Source organism: Candidatus Methanogranum gryphiswaldense, assembly GCA_019262145.1.
Taxonomy (GTDB): Archaea; Thermoplasmatota; Thermoplasmata; order Methanomassiliicoccales; family Methanomethylophilaceae; genus Methanogranum; species Methanogranum gryphiswaldense.
This window is the reverse complement of the sequence record CP076745.1, coordinates 986,094-1,004,178: the sequence shown is the minus strand read 5'-3', so window position 1 is coordinate 1,004,178 and position 18,085 is coordinate 986,094. Positions and strand designations below refer to the sequence as shown.

The following is an 18,085-nucleotide window of genomic DNA, read 5'->3' as shown; positions in this document are numbered from 1 at the left end:
TTCATAATTAATTGAGAAGCACCGTCAAAGAGGATTAAAATGATCTTCAGCACAACCACCGGACTTTTACTTCTTAAGTAAGCAGTGGTAGCTATGACGGTTTGGTGGTTTTTATGAAAAAGCAACAAACCAGTGAAAGCGCTAAGAATTTGGAAGATATGCTCGCAATAAGTCCATACAACCAGCTTGCGCTCTCCGGTGTGGGCCCCATTAAAGATGTAAAGATCTTCGATACTACACTGAGGGACGGTGAGCAAGCACCTGGCATCGCGTTGAGCCAGGATGACAAGGTTCGTATAGCGATCGCCCTCGATGATCTCGGAGTCGACATAATGGAGGTCGGATTTGCAGCTTCAGGAGAGACCGAGAAGGAAACGATAAGGAAGATCAAGGACTCGAACATGGATGCAACCATTTGCAGCCTGGCCCGTTCTGTTCATTCAGATATAGATGCGGTAGTCGACACGGGCGTGGATTATGTGCACATATTCCTCGCAACTTCAGAATTGCATATGAAGTACAAGCTGAAGATGAAGCCTGAGGATGTCAGAGCAAGAGCGATAGATTCAGTGGAATATGCAAGGGCACATGGATTGAAGGTCCAGTTCTCCTGTGAGGACGCCACAAGATCCGATCTGACCTTCATGACCTCCGTTTACAAAGGTGTCGAGGAGGCAGGAGCGTATGCTATCAATGTCCCGGATACCGTGGGTGTGATCATACCTACAGCGATGAGATACCTCATTGGCGAATTGAAGAAATCGATCAAGGTCCCGATCGCCGTCCATTGCCACAACGATATGGGTCTGGCAGTGGCCAACACGATCGCCGCCGTAGAATCAGGTGCGACGATATGTCATGTGTGCATGAACGGCATAGGTGAGAGGACCGGTAACGCCGCGTTGGAAGAGGTCGCATTGAACCTGTTCGCCAACTATGGCGTCAAAACAGTGGACCTCAGCAAGATAGGGAACACCTCCAGAGTGGTCGAAAGGGTCACTGGATTCAACATGGCATACAATAAGCCGATCGTTGGAAGGAACGCGTTCGCTCATGAGTCCGGTATACATGTTCATGGGATCATGAACAATACTGCTACCTATGAGCCGTTCCTGCCGGAATTGGTCGGTGTGGACAGGCACATAGTGATCGGAAAGCATTCCGGCGCACATTCCGTGCAGGGAAGGCTGGACGTGCTGGGGATAAAGTTCCCGGAGGACCACATGTCTGAACTGATGGAGATGATAAAGAATATCGCCATCGGAGGCAAAGAGATCGACGATGCCGAACTGATGGCAATAGTCGATAACCTGATGTATAAGAAGGGAATGGCAGATAAGAAGGTGTCCTTGGATCAGCTGACAGTGTTGACCGGAAAGAACACCACATCCACTGCGACCGTCACGGTGACAATAGGTGGAACGGAAAAGAGGACCGTTGCAAGCATAGGGGTCGGTCCCGTCGATGCCGCCATAAATGCAATAAGAAAGGCGGTCAACGAGAACATCACGATGGAGGAGTACAAGCTCAGCGCTATAACCGGCAAGAGCGACTCGATCTGTGAAGTGACGGTAATGGTGAAGAACGTTCAGAACGATGGCGGTCTGTCTGTCGGAAAGGCAGTCGGATTGGATATCGTGGAGACTTCAGTTGATGCGACAATGGCCGCTATCAATAGGGATTTCGCTAGACAGAGGAATGCGTAATGGGAAAGACAATTGCAGAGAAGATTCTCTCGGAGAAATCCGGGACCGATGCGGTAGCTGGACAGATCGTTGTCGCTAACGTTGATTACGTCATGGTGAACGATGTCACCGGACCTATAGCGTTCAGAGAGTACGACAAGATTGGTACGAACAACATTCAGAAGGACCGCATGGTTCTGATTCCTGATCACTACGTCCCCAACAAGGATGTGGCCTCGGCCGAGCAGGCCAAGGAGATGAGGGATTTCGCGAAGAAGCACGACATCAAGAACTACTACGAAGTAGGAAGGGGCGGAGTATGCCACCAGTTGATGATCGAAGAAGGATTCGCGGCACCAGGAAGACTCATCGTTGGAGCGGATTCGCACACATGCACCTATGGAGGCATCAACGCATTCTCCACGGGTATCGGTTCAACAGAGGCCGCAGCGGCCTTTGCGACCGGGCACCTCTGGTTCAAAGTGCCTGAGACCATAAAGGTCGAACTCACCGGCAAGTTCAAGGAGAACGTTGGTGGAAAGGACCTGATCATCAAGATTATAACTGATATCGGTGTGGATGGAGCCAATTACAAGGTATTCGAGTTCCACGGGCCGGGAATAGCCAACATAACGGTCTCCGACAGGCTCGCAGTTTCCAACATGGCCATCGAGGCCGGAGGTAAGGCAGGCATATTCCCGTGTGACGACCTCACAAAGGAATACATAAAGGACACCGTGAAAGGCAAATACAAGTCCGTAGAGGCCGATCCAGATGCAAAATACTGTTGCGTCCTGAAATATGACCTCTCCAAGATCGAATCCATGGTGGCCTTCCCCCACCTGCCCAGCAATGGACATGCAGTGAAGGACACAGATGTGAAGATCGACCAGGCATACCTCGGGTCCTGTACTAACGGACGTATCGAGGACATGCGTATCGCAGCCAAGATAGTCAAAGGCAAAAAGGTCCATCCAGATGTCAGGTTCCTCGTGGTTCCCGCATCCCAGAGGGTGTACCGTCAGATGTTGGACGAAGGGCTCATGCAGATATTCCTGGACGCAGGGGCGTTCATATCAGGACCTACCTGCGGAGCATGCCTCGGCGGATACATGGGTATCCTGGCATCAGGGGAGAGGGCAGTGTCCTCCACCAACAGGAACTTCATCGGAAGGATGGGAGACAAGGACTCTGAGGTCTATCTCGCAGGCCCCCAGGTCGTAGCGGCATCCGCCATCGCAGGCAAGATAGTCACTCCAGATCACAAGGGGGGATGCTGATGTCCAAGATCGAAGCAAAGGCATGGAAGTTTGGCGACAACGTAGATACCGATCAGATAATCCCAGCTGAGCGTCTGCTGTCAATGAATCTGACCCACCTGAACGATTTCATATTCGAGAAGGTCAGACCAGGATTCGGACAGCAGGTCAAGAAAGGTGACATTCTCGTTGCCGGAAAGAACTTTGGATGTGGGTCATCCAGAGAGCACGCCCCTCTTTCATTGATGCAGGCGGGATTCTCATGCATAATCGCAGAGTCGTTCGCACGTATATTCTACAGGAACTCCATGAACATAGGTCTCCTGCTGATAGAGTGCAAGGTCGAGGCCTCCGAAGGCGACAAGATATCAGTGGATATCGAAAAAGGTGTCGTGAAGAACATCACCACCAAGAAAGAATACACATTCCAGAAGTATCCTCCGTTCATCAATGAGCTGGTCAAATGCGGCGGACTCATCAATATGGTAAAGGAGGGTAAACTGTGAAGCACTTGGCGATAATCCCCGGTGACGGTATCGGGAAAGAGGTCATAGCCGTAGGATTGGATGTTCTGGATGCAGTATCGGAGATATCCTCGTTCAATTACGACGGAGAGCTCTTCGACATCGGTTCAGACAGATATCTGAAGACCGGCGAGCTTCTGACAGATGAGGACATCCATGATCTTAAGAAGAAAGATGCGATCTATTTCGGAGCGATTGGAGACCCCAAGGTCAAACCGGGGATACTTGAACAGGGCATCCTTCTCAAGATGAGGGCGGTCTTCGACCAGTACATCAATCTCAGGCCGGTCATATCATGGTTTCCATTGGTGCCTCTGAAGAGGGAGGTCCCCTTCGACATACACTTCCTCAGAGAGAACACCGAGGATTTCTACATGGGCGCGGGCGGAGAGTTCGGCCACTCAAAGACAGTGTCCAAGCTCAACGTCAAGAGGGAGATGTACAATCTCGACATCACACTCGATGTGAAGGCCGAGCCTGCGGATGATTTCGCATTCGAGATCGGATTCCTTTCCAAGAAGGGTATCACCAGATTCGCAGAGTATTCCTTCAGGTATGCCGAGGCAAGGGGAGAGAAGAAGGTCACGCTCGTCGATAAGGCGAATGTTTGCACCCATATCTATGGGATGCAGAGGGAGATCTTCCAGCAGAAGGCCGACGAGTACGGCATGAAATTGGATTTCATGTTCGTCGATGCCATGGCAATGGCCATGATCGTACGTCCGGAGACATTCGGGACCGTAGCCGTACCCAATCTGTTCGGTGATATCCTGACGGATCTGGGAGCACAGCTCCAGGGCGGACTCGGAATGGGCGGAAGCGGTAACATCAACCCTAACGGTGTCAGCATGTTCGAGCCAATACACGGATCTGCACCGGACATCGCCGGGCAGGGCAAGGCCAATCCAATAGCGGCCGTTCTCGCAGCTCAGATGCTTCTCGAGAATCAGGGCTATCCCAAAGAAGGAAAGATGCTGCATGATGCTGTCAGGCACTGTCTGGACAATGGGAAGACAACACCAGACCTCGGCGGAAAGATGAACACCCAACAGGTCGGAAAGGCCATCGTTGAGTACGTTCTCAACCAAAAGAAGTGAAAGTATGATCACACTGGAGCTCCGCCTGAACTATCCCGATAAGAAGATCGCGGAAGCGGTCTGCAAGGCGATAGTCCCCGATAATGGGGACTATGTTCAGGTGGAACTCCGTGAAAACACCCTTATCCTTTTCATGAAGGCCGAGTCGGCGGGTACGATGAAGAACACCGCCGACGACCTTCTAGCATGTATAAAAACAGCAGAGGAATCCTCAGGACTCGTCGTCCCCAGATCCGCTGCGGACCTTGACAGCGACACCCTTTTTGAATGAGGCTATCTCTCCTGCGATGGCTTGGAGGCGTCCTGTGGCGACCACGTTATCCTTCCCGTCAACGAGTATCGCCTCGTCCATCGGTACGAGTGCTTCGTCGCATGATAATATGAATTGACAGAAAGCATTCCTTCCCTGCGATACGAAAGGTACGGCGTCATCCATGAGAACCACTCTCATGTGAGGTGCTGGAACGGCCTTGACGATACGATTCGCACCTTCCACTTTCAGTGAATACATTCCGTCGGGAGCCCTCATCGAAAGAACATGTTCGCCGTCGGATATGACGTTTCTGATCTTTCCTGTCTTCCTACTCACGACAAGTTCGATCTTTCCACGGAACAATGCCTCAGTGGCTTCGATCCCGAACTGATATCTTGAAACCGCTTTGGCCCTCAAGAGGTCTGCGTCGTATTCCAATTCTCCATCTTCAGGGATCTCGGTGCATTTGATGAAGCTCTTGAATTTGGATTTCAGGAATTCTCTCGTCGTCGCTCCGGATTCGATCTCGGTGTCTATGTCCATGTTGTAAGGGAACACCGATTGTGCCAGAGGGTACATTTCATCCAGGTCTGCAGGTACAGGTCCGAATGGCGACAGTACGACCGGGGTATATCCTGCCTTTCTAGCCTTATCGAAATCTTCTGCGTATGCTCTGCTGTATGGTTTGGAACCCTCGTCGATGAACAATACCGCTTTGTCGGTCGGCGGGATATATCTTTCGTTAACCCTTTCGATATATCTCTTGAATACCGGGCGTCCTCTGGTCTCGGAACCGGTGTAGAACATCGCACCAGTTCTGCTTATCGGTTCTGTCTTTTCCAAGAAGTCTTGGTATTCTTCCAGTTTTCTTAAAGCATCCAAAAGTGCGGGATGCGCTCTGCATCTCATTTCTGCAAGTTCCCAGAGACGGCCTTCTGAAAGGTATCTCTTTACAAGTGCGAGTTCTCCTGTTATTTGGTAAAGGTTGTGTTTTGCGATGACCTTGGTCCTTTCTTTGTCTGGAAGCTTTCTAAGTGTTTGGAGTGTGTGGCCACGGCACGCGGGGCAGTTGCAGTCCAAAGATTGCATGTCCTGCAGACGGAATGTTCCGTCAATGAACATCATTCTGTCGTCCCTTGCGAATTTGGCATAGGAAGCAGAATCGAAAAGATCGCATCCCATCAATGTGGCCAGTGCAAGTAACATTGGGTGTCCGGCGCCGAAAAGATGCACGGGACGGTTAGGGTTCAGTCCTTTCTTCGAGGAAAGTACAACATTGACCAGATCTGTATAGCGGTATTGTTCCATCAACGGTACGATCCCACCAATAGGATGAACGTCGATATCCATTGTGGACATCTTCCTGGCGCAATCTTCTCTCAGATCTGTGAAGATGGAACCTTGTCCGACACCGTTGAGCAGCATGTCACCTTTCATCTCACAGGCTTTCTGTGTTCTTTCGAGGGTCACTTCAATGGATTCGGCGGTCTTTTCTTTGCTCCAATATGGTTCTGTGAAGATGTCCAATACAGTACCTATGTCGGTGCCTATGCTTTTTTGGAATTCCACCATTTCCTCGTTGGTGACCTCCACTTCCCCGTACATATGGCTCTGGAATGTACCGGAGTCTGTCATTATGATCCCGGGGAAATCTAACATCTGGTGAAGTCCCATCTCCTGCGCCTTGGCTTTTAGTTCAGGTGAGTTCTTTATGATGTAAGAGTTTGTAATCAGTGCCTTAAAACCGAACTCATCGTAGAGTTCTCTGGGAGTGACGGTATAGATCTTTGGATTCACTACAGGCAACAATGCCGGTGTTTCCAATATCCCATGTTTTGTCTCGAATTTACCGATCCTTGCCAATCCGTCCCTTTTCACTATCTCGAACATCAATTGAGAACAAGGACAATCCTGATTTAAAGGATTCTGTTCTTGTTAATGTCTGCGAACACCTTTGCGATGGCGTTCTTCATCAAGATGTCGGGGATGTCCTCTATGATGTCCTTCTTCCAATCCAATGTTGGGCGGTCGAATTTTATTATGGTGACATTGCCGTGGTCGCATGACTCTTCGGCATCCGGCATTTTTATATCCAATCCTTCAAGGATCTGGAAGACCGTCTTTCCGTTAATGTAGACCATATTCGGTCCAGTATCTTCGGTATCGATGAGTTTTGAGGATATATCGGCCATCTGCATCTCGCAGACAATCTCGTTGAGGTAATCGTGCATCTGGCCTATGGAGGTCCTTCTCAGCTCTCCCGCCCTGTGGGGAGGTTGTGCCGAATGCCTGTACTCTATGTCGATCATCGCCATGCTTACCGAATGTTGTTACACATAGAAAAAAAGGTCGGTTTTGTCTGCTGAGATAATATATGTATCTGACATTGTTATTTCGTCCCATGAGTGATTTGGAATACAGGGAATATAGGCCATCTGACCTCAATGGTCTGAAGGACCTTGTTTCGGAGATATGGTCAAGTGTTCTAGCTGGATTCGGACCTGAGCATGAGGAGGACCTCGTTTGGCATTTCGTATACCATTACTTGGGTCAGACCAACGCCGCCAAGGTAGCTCTGATGGATGGAAAGATCGTAGGATTTGTCGGAGGGCACATCTTTGCAGAACCAATGGGTCAGATGGCAAAGGACGCGATCGTTGAACAGAACAACATACGTTCTCGTTTGGAGGAGGAAGGGTCGTGTGAACCTGCATTCTACTTCTATGATTGGGTGGATGTCATGTGCGACAAGGCCAAGAATATGGCCGGTGGTTCTTTTGATTCCGAATTGGTGTTATTTGCCGTCTCTCCGTCGATGCAGGGAAATGGTGTGGGTAAGAAATTATTGAAGGAACTGGGGTTCAAAGGCGGCATGGCCGGAAGGTACTACTTCTACACGACAGGTAACTGTAACGTCGGATTCTATACACATTCTGGGTATAGGCTCGTATGCGAGGAGACCTTCAGGTACCAGGGCATGGATATCCTGGAATGGTATCTGTTCAGTAATGATCCTTCGTCGAATTGAAATATTAGACCTACAATTGAGAATATCATGATATGCCGTGCAGTCGGTGAGAACGAGGAGCGCAAGGTTGTCATCCTCATGAGGAACGATCTCAAGATGAGCAAAGGCAAGGCCGCTGCTCAGGCCGGACATGCCGCGGTAAACTGTGCTCTCGCTGCACAGAAACATGATAAGAAGAATTTCGATGCTTGGATTGCTGCAGGGCAGGCCAAGGTTGTCCTTAAAGTGGATTCCGAAAAGGAGCTTTTCGAGTTCAAGGTCATGGCAGAGGCCCAGGGATTCACAACATCCATAATATGCGATGCCGGAAGAACGGAGATAGCTCCTGGCACATATACATGCCTGGGGATAGGTCCTGCGGCAGTCTCGCAGATAGACAAGATAACTGGCGACCTGAAGATGCTTTGAGGCACACATATGAATGAGCTGAGATTCAGGGATTATCGTTCTTCGGATATCAGATTCTTGAAAAAGGCTGTCGCAGGTTGTTGGGGACATTCGTTTTTTGTAGGGGACCCGATCGTAGATGATGATGTGGTTCTCAATTTTCTTTCGATGTTCCTTGAAGAATCAAATTGTTCAAGGGTCGCCGTGATCGATAGCATACCTGTCGGTTTCATCTTCGGACATATTTTCTCCGAACAACTTTGGTCAGGTTCAGCAGATGCGCATAGAGACAGGGCATCTTCTGCAGACAGATTGAATGAAGATTGCCGTTGCAGGGATTATTTGGATTACTATAGTATGGTGTTCGATCTGTACAGAAAGGCAGTTATGGATTCGGGAATGGAATATGATTCAGAAATAGTCCTTTTGACCGTTGACCCGGAATTTCACGGCAGAGGGATCGGTCGTTCACTTCTCGAAGAGATCGGATATGTTTTGAAGGATAAAGGCGCAAACAACACGTTCCTCTTCACGAGTGGTTTCAGCGACCACGATTTCTATCTGCACGTAGGGTTCGATCTGGTCTTCAAAACATCCATCGATACAGGGCATTTCGGTGAGGTTGGAGTATATATCTACTCCAGGGAATTGTGATCCCGCCATCCCTGAACGATGTAGATATCAAGCTTCAGAGATCTTGGCCCTCTTTTTCGCTTCTTCAGGTGTCAGATTATACAACGAATCGAATAGTTTCGTTTTGAAAGAACCAGGCCCGAATGCCTTTTCACCTGAGATCTCTCCGGCAATGGAAAATGCGGATATTGCGGCAGCTACCGATTCTGCGGACGCACCGCATGCACCGACATATGCACCAACGACCGAACACGCCATGCATCCCGTGCCTGATACGTTTTCCATCATGTCGCAACCATTGTTCAGGATATATGTCGTCTTTCCGTCCGATACATAATCGGTCTTTCCGGTGGCGGCAACTATCGCCCCCGTCATGCTGGCAAGGGAGATGGCCGCATTCTCATCCCTGGGGCCGGATATCGAGTCGACCCCTTTGACAATACCCCCCATCCCGGCAAGTACGGAGATCTCTCCTCCGTTTCCTTTGATCACGGTGATCTCTCCCCTCTTGATCAATTTCCAAGCCACATCCGTCCTGTATTCTGTGGCGCCTACGCCCACAGGATCTAATATGACTGGTATGCCGAATCTTTTCGCGGTCTTTCCTGCAAGGAACATGGAATCAACGGTATTCTCATTTAGTGTTCCGATGTTCAGGACGACAGCCGACGAGATCCTTACCATCTCAGGTATGTCTTTGGCCTCATCGGTCATAACAGGCGCTCCGCCGGAGCAGATACATATGTTGGCACAATCGTTCACCGTTACATAGTTGGTTATATGGTGAACCAATGGTCTTTTTTTCTTGACTGAATCCATCATTTCGGCAATCTGTACCTGCATACAGTGGAATGCAATTGGTACTATTTTATTCATACAGAATTAAGGTTTTACAGGCGGATAAATAACGTGAAGTGATGAATTTGTGTCATTGAGATCGTTTTTTTAGGTCTCAATGTTTCGTTTTTTGTTTGAAGAGATATTAAATGAAGATACTGGAACGAAGTGTGGATATGATCTCTGCAGGGTCATTTGCCATCATGATGGAGGACATGATACAGACGCCCGATGCTCCCGTTTTCATAATACTGTCGATATTGTCTGTCGATATACCGCCTATTGCCCAGACAGGAAGTTTTGTACATTCGCACACATCATGCAATAAATCTAACCCTGCAGCAGACCTACCGGGTTTGCACGCGGTCTCGAACACATTACCGAAAATAAGACGCTCTGCCCCTAAACTCTCTGCTTCATATGCTTCGCTGGCACTGTGAACAGAAGCACCTACTGAATACTCTTTAAAAGAATCGGAATAAGTTCTCAATGTGTCCATCTGCAATTGGATGTCTTTGATACCGAGTTTCTTTGCGGTTTTGAAGAAGGTATTCACGCACATGCGAACATCGTTCTTAGAGCAGATTATCTGACATTCCTTTGCAAGTTCCAGATATTCATTCTCCGTCAGGTCCTTCTCCCTTAGTATTATCATATCGGGTCTTGCGGATGCTATGAGTTCGAACTGTTCCATGAACGGACGTAAGCTTTTATTTCTATCAGTGACCGCGATTATCATACTCTCACATAATCGTTGAATACCGGTTGCAGACCGCGTTCCTTAAGTGCCTTACGGACCTCCTCGACGGTTCTGGGGTCGGAGATCGTGAATTGTTCATCTCCCTTCTCCTCTCCGCTGTGTCCGCCGATCCCGACGCATACGCCAGCAGAGATCTTGGTAGCGCACAGTCCAACAATGTTGTCACGGAATTCCTTGCACTCTCTTGTAGAGATGGTCTCACCTGCGAAAGGCATGAATATCCTATAAGCAAGGGCCACTTGTAGAAGCTGTCTCTCATGTACCGGGTTGGTGTCATCACCGTTGCCGATACATGGCCTGAGTCTGGGGAGTGAGAATGATATCTCCGCGTGTGGGTATTTTCTTTGGATCAGGTATGCATGTATCCCGCAAGCAAATGCGTCAGCTCTGAAGTCACCAAGTCCCAGAAGCGCACCGAAAGCGACGCCTCTCATGCCACCGATAAGGGCGCGTTCCTGGGCATCGAACCTGTAAGAGAACACTCTTTTTGGGCCTCCAAGGTGCAGATCAGCATATCTTTTCGGATCATATGTTTCTTGGAAAACGGTGACATAGTCCACTCCGCAATCATGTAGATATCTGTACTCGTCGCTGTTCATAGGATAGACTTCAACACCTATGCTTGAGAAGTACCTCGTAGCGATCTTCACGCAGTCACCGATGTACTCGACATCGGACATTGTGCGGGATTCTCCGGTAAGGATGAGGATCTCTGTAAGTCCGGTGGATGCGATCGTTTTCATCTCGCCGTCCACCTCTTCCAGGGACAGTTTGGCTCGATGGATATCATTCTTGCAGTTGAAACCGCAGTATGTGCATTGGTTGGTGCAGTAATTCGAGGTGTATATCGGAGTGAACATGCAGACGGAGTTGCCGAAATGTTTTCTAGTATCCTCTCTGGCCCTGATGGCCATCGGTTCAAGGAAATTGTCGGCCGCAGGAGATAGCAGTGCAGCAAAATCATTCATATCGATATGGTCCTTGGAAAGTGCTTTCATAACGTCCTCGGAAACATATGATGACGGATCGAATCTCTCAACGGATGAAAGTACCTCATCCATTATTCCAGATTCTATGTGTTCCATGGTGGTGTGATATTCTTCCACATCGATCTGTTCTTTTGACATTTTAGAGCCTCTCGAGGAATCCAGTCAACGGACTGGATGCCTCCGCTTTGTTGTCAAGCACCCTTCCGGGTCCTGAGAGATATGCGAGCCTACCAGCCTCTATTGCCATCTTGAATGAAGTGGCCATCGCGGGCACATCTCTGGCTGTTGCAATGGCCGTGTTCGCCATCACTGCAGCGCAACCTATTTCCATCGCCTCGCATGCCTGTGACGGACGTCCTATTCCAGCGTCGACTATTATCGGGAGGTCGATCTCCTCGACAAGTATCTTGATGAAATCTCTGGTCAGAAGACCTTTGTTGCTGCCAATGGGAGCTCCTAATGGCATTATGGCAGATGCTCCTGCTTCTTGCATGGACCTCGCAGCTGAAAGGTCCGGCATCATGTAAGGCATGACGATGAATCCTTCTTTGGAAAGCATCTTCGTCGCCCTTATCGTCTCACAATTATCAGGGAGGAGATATCTGGAATCTTTGATTATCTCCACTTTGACCATGTCTCCGCATCCGAGTTCTCTTGCCAATCTTGCGATCCTTAATGCTTCTTCTGCATTCCTTGCCCCGGAGGTATTCGGTAGAAGTGTTATGCCTTTCGGCATGTAATCCAAAATATTCTCTTCTCCACCTGCATTGGCGCGTCTTATTGCCAATGTGGCCATCTCAACACCGCCGTTGCGTATCACATCATTCGTCATCTCAAGTGAGAATTTTCCTGAGCCGAGGATGAATCTAGATCTGAATTCCTTTCCACCGATATTCAATATATCTTCCATTGATTCGCCTCTCAAATGTCGAGACCCATTGCGTGCCTTATGACTGCATTGGCCATGTGTCCGGCGCAGATGTTGACGCGGGGCGCCATAAGTCCCATTCCGATACGGGCCTCGTTGAAACCGTCTCCGCATAGGCACAGATCGTTGAACTTCCTTTCGGTCCTTATGATATTGGAGTCCTCATATCCAGCCATACCGGAACCAGATATGACGAATGTACCGGGGCATTTTTCCAGTATCGTATTTATGAGCATTGCTTTTTCTTCTGCTACATCGAACGCTTCGCACACTATGTCACATCCGGAGAATATCCGTTCGGCATTACACGGTGTGACCCTGCAGGTGTGGCATTCTATGTCCGCATGCGGATTTATCTGGTGCAATATTCTTTCCGTGGCGTCGGTCTTCGGAGAACCTAGGTCGTTTTGGAAATAATTCTGTCTGTTGAGGTTGGTGGCATCCACAATATCCATATCTGCCAGGATGAGATGTCCTATACCTGTCCTTGTAAGCATCGATGCTATGTTGGAGCCCAATCCTCCGAGCCCAGCTATTCCGACGGTCGTTCTTTTCAGCTTGTCATAGATCTCCGGCGAGTTCCTTGCGCGCATGAGCATCTCGGCTTCTATTTCATTCGGGACCGTTCTTTTGTCAAGGAAAAATATGGAATCCCCATCTTTCATCTCCACGTCCTCGGAGGTTGCGAATCCGTTAACTATCGTGACGGTACCTTTGTGCGACCCATCCCTCAGTTGGAATACGGTGCACGGTTCGATCTCAATCGATGTTCCGTTGACGGTTATTCTCATCATCCACCACCAACGATGCTGACGACCTCCATGGAATCGTCGTCGCATACAATGGTCGTTTCATATTCTGATCTCGGTATGATCCTGCCATTTAGCTCCACTGCTATTCTGGATGTCACATATCCCTGTGAAGCGAGTATCTCTGCCAGTGTCATATCTCCCATTATCTGAATTGATCTGCTATTGACCTTCATATCTCAAACTTCCAGGGTCACATGTTGTTCTTCGCCTTTAGGACCATGTCCCTTAATTCATGGACAGATCCGGATATGTCATCCTGACCTACGACGGCTGAAATTACTGCAGCGGCATCAGCGCCAGATCTGATGACATCCTTGATATTCCCTCTGTTGATGCCGCCTATGGCAACGATCGGGATGTCCACAGCGTTTCTTATCTCGAACAATGCATCAAGTCCCAAGGATTGTAAAGCATCGGGTTTTGTATTAGTCTGGAATATTGAACCGACCCCAATATAATCGGCACCGGCCTCGAACGCCTCTATTGCTTGATCCACGTTCCTTACCGAGACCCCTATCAGTTTATCGTCGCCCAAAAGTTTCCTTGCTTCCTGTATTGGAAGATCATTCTGTCCAAGATGTACGCCGTCCGCATCTGAAAGCATGGCTATGTCCACCCTGTCATTGACAATGAAGAATTTGGCATATTCGTCGGCCAATTCCTTTATGGCTTTGGCCTGTTCGAGCATTTCCTTTCCGCCTTCTGTCTTCATCCTCAGTTGAACGATATCGGCTCCGCCCTCGTAGGCAAGTCTCGCTACCTCTGCTTCGGAACGGCCGTGCGACAGGCCTCTGTCAGTTATCACGTATATGTCGAACATGGCACAGTGCATGGGGGTGTGAACGTATAACGGTTGCTTATTGGTATTTCCAATAGTTGATGCCTGCCAGGCCCATTGCGGCAACATTCTCGTCAGGACTAGCCTGCGGTGTCTCGCATCCAGGAGCTATGATGTATCCTCCGTTCTGTCCTGCGACATCTATCATCTCATAGCATCTCTTGGTTATCTGTTCTGGCGTTCCCTGCAATATCATGCCCACGGGGTCTATGTTACCCATCAGAGCGATGTTTTCCCCTGCTATTTTCTTGGCCTTGCCGATGTCCACGGCGTGGTCGAAACTGAAACAATCGCATCCAGTGTCCGGAAGGGTCTTCAAGATGTCAGTGGTATTTCCACAAATATGCAGGAAGGCACTGACGTCGTATTGGTCTTTGGTCTTGCTTATGACCTTCTTGATGGGTCCGAAGGAAAGATCGGTGAACATATCTGGAGAGATTAAGTCCTCAGAAGAGGTAGGGTCGGCCATCCACATCAAGGTGGCACCTGCGTCGATCATCTTTAGTTGTTGTGCCAAGACAAAATCCGCTGTCTTGTTGATGAGTTTTTTCACGGTTTCATCTTCACCCATCATTGTCATCATGAGCATGTTCTCAGTTCCCATGAGATATCCAGCAGTGCTGATGGGCCCCCATGATAGTCCGCAGACATGAAGGTCTTCCCTGAGTTGTTTCACAGTCTCTTCGATGCCTTTTACAATGACGTTTGTAAAATTGGGGCATTCCGATGCTTTGGTAGGATCGAAAAATGCAAGACCGTCGATATCCTCAGCATTTTTTACAAGTTCTGATTTTACCGACCCGTAGTCATCTTCAGGAAATCTTACCTTCATGCCAAGGTCGGCAAAAGGTATTTGAGAATCAAGGACAGGTTTCACGAAATCGGAATGAGTCTTCAGTGAGTATTCAATGGCGACCCTAGCTGACACTTCAGGATGCCATCTGGCATCATCCACTTTGATACCGGCGCTCCTCGCGGCGGTCACTAAGGCGAAATTATTCACCGGTGTTCTTTCGTATCTCTCGTGGTTCAGTGCTGCCTCGACGGCAGTTCTGTGACCAGCATCCTTCATCGTCATACCCAGTGAAGAGTTATGTCAGTAGATTAACCCTTGTATGTGCGCGATATCGGTGCCTGCTAGTCGCACAAAATTATATACTAAACATACATTGCGAGTCTTGGTATCAATGACTGGTAACGAAGGGAAGGTCAAGAAGGACAGAGACCCAATAATGAAGGTGTGTTTTGTCGTCTTCATTTTGGCCGTATGTGCCGTGATTGGGGCGGGTGTTTACGATAAATATTTGGTCAAGGATGATTCCTTGGTCAACAACGGTAGCACTGTTACAGTGAACTATGTTGGAACGTTCTACAGCTACTACGGAGAAGAAAACTCTGTTGTTTTTGATACCACCTACTCGTCGATTGGAAACGATGATAACATCGAGAAGTCAAACGACTATTCCAAGACGAGCTATGCTGTTCTTGAGTTCACGGTCGGAGACGATGATGTCCTTGCGGCGTTCCAGAACGCAATCGTTGGACATAAGGTCGGGGATACTGTTTGGGTTACAGTAGTCGTAGGCGAAGGGTACGTCGCGCCTGATACTACAGGTACCGTAGACTGCTCTAATGCAATAACAGTCGCAAGATCGGAGACCATGACGGTTACCGAATTCGAAGCAATATACGAGGACCTTGACGGAACTGGAAGCAACATGAGCTTCACGTCCGTGTACGGATGGTTAGCGACATCTTCCTATGATGTTTCGACCGGAATGGTCACCGTCTATTACTCTCCTGAGGCAGGAAGCAGTTATGTCAACTATGAAGGAGATTACGGTAAAGTGACTCTTGAAGTCTCTAGCACAACAGCATCCACCATCACGTTCACATACAATGTGACTGACTATGTGAAGGTTGGAGAGGACGCTGCAGGCAACATTGAGATCCAGATGATCAAGGTCGATTTCGGAACAAGCTGTTTCTACATCACATCTGTGACCGATCCCAGTAGTGAAGGTGTAGCAGACACATTCGACTACAAGACTGTCGGTGAGAAGTACAACCAGGTACTTTATTTCAAGATCGTGATTGTCTCGATAGAATAAAACTAAATTTTCATCCCGGGTTCAAACCCGGGAGTTATTGTTTTTCATTTTCGGAATAATTGTTCAGCAGTTATCATTTTGTAATGATGTGCTGTTTTCGATTTAAAATTCTTTTTTTAGGGGATGATAGGCCTTCAAGGTCACATCAGAGAACGGATTCAAGTTTATTCAGGACATCTTCTGGATCCTTTCCAATTATCCTGATCATCTTCTCTTCTCTGTCGATTATTGCATCAGGGACCTTTTTGTTCTTTTGAGCGATGGCATCTTTGGTCATATCGGCGATCGAACTGTTTTTCTTCCGATTGAATCTAGAGACGGAGAATCCGACCTCTTCCATGATATCTTCAGTATCCTTCGTGTAGAGGATGTTCATGATGCATCTGCTATCCGGATTTTCCTTCATGATCTCAAGAAGGACATAGGACAGCTGTTCTGCCGCACCGAGTTTTGCTTCACCATTTTTGACGAGCATTCCGTTGTGGAATGTCATCCTTTTATCGACCGCAGCGATTTGTTCAGGTCCAGCGGCGTTAGGCATCGCATAGGCGATGTTGATCCCGTTCCTCAGGACAAGTTCTTGCGGGATCATATCCGCAAGCCTTCTTGCGGCTTCATCCACAGCTTCAAGGACGGAATATTTGACCTTGTCATTGCCGCCCCTTACATTGGGATTGACGACGGCTTCGCCTTTTCCGATCTCATACTGTGAAGCTATCGCCTCTTGCATGAGTTCCCTGGACTTCATCACTGAATTGACCAGGTCGTTACCGTTTGCCATGTGTGCTGTGATGTAGGCAGACAGTGTGCAACCGCTACCGTGTCCTGCTTTGTTCAATTTTGGATTCTTTATCTCTGTGAATTCTGAAGAGAGGTAAAGGTAGTCCACGATCATCTTAGTGTCCATATGCCCCCCCTTCAACAATACGGACGAACCTTGTTTGCCGATTATCTCGCATGCGAACATGGCATCGTCCTCGTTGAGGATCTTCATTTTTGCCAGGACCTCGGCCTCATGTTTGTTCGGGGTCACAAGTTCGCATATTGGAAGGAGTTGTTCCTTCAGGGCACGTACGAGGCTTTGATCTGAGAGGGTGTCTCCGACCGTTGCCATCATCACAGGGTCCACAATAAGCGGGACCTCGTGTTCTTCCAATACATCGACAATGATCTTGACGGTCTCCGCATTATAGAGCATCCCCGTCTTTATCGCTTTGACATCGCAATCTTCCAGGACGGCCTTCAATTGTTCCTGTATCATCTCAGGAGGTATTGGGTAGATAGCTTTGACCTTGCAGGTATTCTGCGCTGTAATAGCAGTAACGACAGTGGTAGCGTGAACGCCCACTGCGGTCATTGCTTTTATATCGGCCTGTATGCCTGCTCCACCGATAGAATCGGAGCCTGCAATGGACAGAGCGGTCCTCATATTTGGTCATTCTATACTACGTATTTAAAATGTAAGAGAATCCAGCCTGCACAATGACCATTTTGGAACAGATCATCAGAACCAATTAAATAATTGCGATGTATGTCGGAAATCGATGAAGGTCTATAGCAATCATTTTATCCTAAAGGGGAAGTCCGACTATAAGGACCTCGTTCCAGTTTTTCCCGATATCCTTAGGGCCTTCCTTCAAGAGATCGGCCAGATGCCCGATGAGGAAGAGATCTTCCAGATGTTCGTAGAATTGAACATGATCGATCTCAGGCAGAACCGTAAGCCTGAAGGTTACAACAGAAAAGGAAAGATCAGGATGGTTTTCCCGATGGACCGCAAGGAGTTCTACATAAAGTGCTTCAGCAAGGCCACGGACATGTCAAAGATAACTCAGGTCATCATCGGCTATTTGAATGCAGCTAACATAAAGTTCGAGATCAGCTCCGATAACGACATAGATTTCAGCTGATCATACTTCTTTATGCATCTCTGTCATCAGGTCT

The 18,085-nt window shown here is 48.4% G+C and carries 21 protein-coding genes; 10 read left to right on the top strand and 11 right to left on the bottom strand.

Going from position 1 to position 18,085, the window contains the following annotated elements; all coding sequences use genetic code 11:
• The first annotated feature begins 113 nt into the window (after nt 1-113).
• Genes KRP56_05145 through KRP56_05125 form a run of 5 tightly spaced genes read left to right on the top strand, consistent with a single transcriptional unit; the run spans nt 114 to nt 4,836 of the window.
• Entirely contained in the window at nt 114-1,706 is a 1,593-nt protein-coding gene (locus KRP56_05145) for a 2-isopropylmalate synthase (GenBank protein ID UAL07228.1), read from the top strand.
• Entirely contained in the window at nt 1,706-2,965 is a 1,260-nt protein-coding gene (locus tag KRP56_05140; protein UAL07227.1) for a 3-isopropylmalate dehydratase large subunit, read from the top strand. The genes KRP56_05145 and KRP56_05140 overlap by 1 nt, the downstream gene beginning before the upstream one ends.
• Nucleotides 2,959-3,450 carry a 3-isopropylmalate dehydratase small subunit gene (locus tag KRP56_05135; protein ID UAL07226.1) on the top strand — a complete coding sequence of 164 codons (492 nt, stop codon included), beginning with the start codon at nt 2,959-2,961 and terminating at the stop codon, nt 3,448-3,450. The genes KRP56_05140 and KRP56_05135 overlap by 7 nt, the downstream gene beginning before the upstream one ends.
• The gene (locus tag KRP56_05130; protein ID UAL07225.1) at nt 3,447-4,565 is read left to right on the top strand and encodes a 3-isopropylmalate dehydrogenase; all 1,119 of its coding nucleotides are present in this window, start codon (nt 3,447-3,449) and stop codon (nt 4,563-4,565) included. The genes KRP56_05135 and KRP56_05130 overlap by 4 nt, the downstream gene beginning before the upstream one ends.
• A gap of 4 nt (nt 4,566-4,569) precedes the next feature.
• A complete protein-coding gene (locus KRP56_05125) occupies nt 4,570-4,836 on the top strand; it encodes a hypothetical protein (protein ID UAL07224.1) in 267 nt (88 codons plus the stop codon).
• Here KRP56_05125 and tgtA read toward each other — a convergent pair.
• Nucleotides 4,777-6,708 (bottom strand): tRNA guanosine(15) transglycosylase TgtA, encoded by a 1,932-nt coding sequence (tgtA, locus tag KRP56_05120; protein ID UAL07223.1) that lies wholly within the window; start codon nt 6,706-6,708, stop codon nt 4,777-4,779. The two genes, KRP56_05125 and tgtA, sit on opposite strands and share 60 nt — an antisense overlap.
• Nucleotides 6,709-6,734: 26 nt before the next feature.
• Nucleotides 6,735-7,133: a hypothetical protein gene (locus tag KRP56_05115; protein ID UAL07222.1), complete on the bottom strand. Its 399-nt coding sequence runs from the start codon at nt 7,131-7,133 to the stop codon at nt 6,735-6,737.
• 86 nt (nt 7,134-7,219) lie between these two features.
• Here KRP56_05115 and KRP56_05110 point away from each other — a divergent pair, with 86 nt between their 5' ends.
• Genes KRP56_05110 through KRP56_05100 form a run of 3 tightly spaced genes read left to right on the top strand, consistent with a single transcriptional unit; the run spans nt 7,220 to nt 8,887 of the window.
• Nucleotides 7,220-7,846, top strand: coding sequence for a GNAT family N-acetyltransferase (locus KRP56_05110; protein ID UAL07221.1), 627 nt, complete (start codon nt 7,220-7,222; stop codon nt 7,844-7,846).
• Between the two features lie 27 nt (nt 7,847-7,873).
• Entirely contained in the window at nt 7,874-8,254 is a 381-nt protein-coding gene (gene pth2, locus KRP56_05105) for a peptidyl-tRNA hydrolase Pth2 (protein UAL07220.1), read from the top strand.
• Nucleotides 8,255-8,263: 9 nt separating this feature from the next.
• Nucleotides 8,264-8,887: a GNAT family N-acetyltransferase gene (locus KRP56_05100; GenBank protein UAL07219.1), complete on the top strand. Its 624-nt coding sequence runs from the start codon at nt 8,264-8,266 to the stop codon at nt 8,885-8,887.
• 27 nt (nt 8,888-8,914) lie between these two features.
• On the opposite strand, the gene thiM is transcribed toward KRP56_05100, so the two are convergent.
• From thiM to KRP56_05060, 8 genes are all read right to left on the bottom strand, one after another.
• Complete coding sequence (gene thiM, locus KRP56_05095; protein UAL08468.1) at nt 8,915-9,688, bottom strand: hydroxyethylthiazole kinase; 774 nt, start codon at nt 9,686-9,688, stop codon at nt 8,915-8,917.
• 160 nt (nt 9,689-9,848) lie between these two features.
• Nucleotides 9,849-10,442 carry a thiamine phosphate synthase gene (locus tag KRP56_05090; protein ID UAL07218.1) on the bottom strand — a complete coding sequence of 198 codons (594 nt, stop codon included), beginning with the start codon at nt 10,440-10,442 and terminating at the stop codon, nt 9,849-9,851.
• Nucleotides 10,439-11,590, bottom strand: coding sequence for a 2-iminoacetate synthase ThiH (gene thiH / locus KRP56_05085; protein ID UAL07217.1), 1,152 nt, complete (start codon nt 11,588-11,590; stop codon nt 10,439-10,441). Before thiH ends, KRP56_05090 begins: the two co-directional genes overlap by 4 nt.
• Before the next feature lies 1 nt (nt 11,591).
• Nucleotides 11,592-12,362 (bottom strand): thiazole synthase, encoded by a 771-nt coding sequence (locus KRP56_05080; protein UAL07216.1) that lies wholly within the window; start codon nt 12,360-12,362, stop codon nt 11,592-11,594.
• 11 nt (nt 12,363-12,373) lie between these two features.
• Entirely contained in the window at nt 12,374-13,174 is an 801-nt protein-coding gene (gene thiF, locus KRP56_05075; GenBank protein UAL07215.1) for a sulfur carrier protein ThiS adenylyltransferase ThiF, read from the bottom strand.
• Complete coding sequence (gene thiS, locus KRP56_05070) at nt 13,171-13,365, bottom strand: sulfur carrier protein ThiS (protein ID UAL07214.1); 195 nt, start codon at nt 13,363-13,365, stop codon at nt 13,171-13,173. The genes thiF and thiS overlap by 4 nt, the downstream gene beginning before the upstream one ends.
• 17 nt (nt 13,366-13,382) lie before the next feature.
• The gene (thiE, locus tag KRP56_05065; protein UAL07213.1) at nt 13,383-14,012 is read right to left on the bottom strand and encodes a thiamine phosphate synthase; all 630 of its coding nucleotides are present in this window, start codon (nt 14,010-14,012) and stop codon (nt 13,383-13,385) included.
• Between the two features lie 37 nt (nt 14,013-14,049).
• The gene (locus KRP56_05060; GenBank protein UAL08467.1) at nt 14,050-15,102 is read right to left on the bottom strand and encodes a uroporphyrinogen decarboxylase family protein; all 1,053 of its coding nucleotides are present in this window, start codon (nt 15,100-15,102) and stop codon (nt 14,050-14,052) included.
• Nucleotides 15,103-15,217: 115 nt separating this feature from the next.
• On the opposite strand from KRP56_05060, the gene KRP56_05055 reads away from it, so the two are divergent.
• A complete protein-coding gene (locus KRP56_05055) occupies nt 15,218-16,141 on the top strand; it encodes an FKBP-type peptidyl-prolyl cis-trans isomerase (GenBank protein UAL07212.1) in 924 nt (307 codons plus the stop codon).
• Between the two features lie 145 nt (nt 16,142-16,286).
• Here the strand turns inward: KRP56_05055 and thiD are convergent, their stop codons facing one another.
• The gene (gene thiD / locus KRP56_05050) at nt 16,287-17,570 is read right to left on the bottom strand and encodes a bifunctional hydroxymethylpyrimidine kinase/phosphomethylpyrimidine kinase (GenBank protein ID UAL07211.1); all 1,284 of its coding nucleotides are present in this window, start codon (nt 17,568-17,570) and stop codon (nt 16,287-16,289) included.
• Between the two features lie 115 nt (nt 17,571-17,685).
• On the opposite strand from thiD, the gene KRP56_05045 reads away from it, so the two are divergent.
• The gene (locus KRP56_05045) at nt 17,686-18,051 is read left to right on the top strand and encodes a hypothetical protein (protein UAL07210.1); all 366 of its coding nucleotides are present in this window, start codon (nt 17,686-17,688) and stop codon (nt 18,049-18,051) included.
• Nucleotides 18,052-18,085 lie beyond the last annotated feature (34 nt).